Source organism: Oleiphilus sp. HI0125 (assembly GCF_001635355.1).
Genome location: NZ_LWGF01001423.1, coordinates 1 through 926, shown reverse-complemented (window position 1 = coordinate 926; position 926 = coordinate 1). Strand labels below are relative to the sequence as shown.

Annotated in this window: 2 protein-coding genes; both read left to right on the top strand. The window is 44.5% G+C overall.

What is annotated here, in order from left to right:
• A partial coding sequence (locus tag A3762_RS24385; protein ID WP_156493724.1) for an EAL domain-containing protein occupies positions 1 to 279 on the top strand: 279 nt, incomplete at its 5' end.
• Positions 280 to 295: 16 nt separating this feature from the next.
• On the top strand, positions 296 to 926 hold a 631-nt coding region (locus tag A3762_RS24380; RefSeq protein WP_231878915.1), incomplete at its 3' end, for a DUF2333 family protein.

Below are 926 nucleotides of genomic sequence, written 5' to 3'. Positions count from 1 at the left end.
TGTATTGATCGTTTTGGTGTTTCATCTATTCCATTTACGTATTTAAAGCGTGTTCGAGTCCGTTCGATAAAAATAGACACGAGTTTTATTAGGGATATTCACGAGAACCAAGAAAATCAGTTTTTCTTGCGCTCGGTCGTACAAATCGCGCATAGCCAAAATATTCAGGTTGTTGCCATAGGTGTCGAAAGCGCAGCTGAGTTGGCTGTTTTAAAAGATTTAGGTGTTGATGCTGCGACTGGCTATCAAATTTGTAAGCCGTCACAGGCTCAATTCTAGAAAGAGAGTCTCTTACATGAATAAACAAAAGGGTTTATTGCTACTTGTTCCGATTTATTTGCTTGTCGTAGTGGTGCTCGGCTTTTGGTGGAGTTCTGAACCTGATGTTCCGGACTTAGCATTGGTTGTAGAGCAAAGAGCGGGAGTCACGCTCTCTGATGCGCCCATTGGTGTGGCAACAACTGCGAGTCTTATTGAGTTGTCTGATACTTTGCTCGAAAAGCCTGGAGGATATTTATCAAACGATTTATTCCTGCCGGGCGTGTTTCTGGACAATATGCCTAGCTGGGAGTTTGGGGTTCTTGTTCAAATACGAGATTTATCTAGGGTGATGAGAAAAGACTTTAGTCGCTCGCAAAGTCAGTCCCAAGAGGATGCAAGTCTTAAGTTAGCAGAGCCGCAGTTTCACTTTGATAATCGTAGTTGGATTCTCCCGGCTTCAGAATCTGAATATCGCACAGGTGTAGCAGCTGTTGAAAACTATCTCAAACGCTTAGCGGATGAATCAACTCCTAATGCACAGTTTTATGCGCGTGCCGATAATTTAAGCGCTTGGTTGTCAGAAGTTGAGAATAGACTTGGGGGGTTGTCTAGGCGTTTGAGCGAAAGTGTGGGGCGCCCGAGTTTGGATCTGGGGCTTGCCGGAG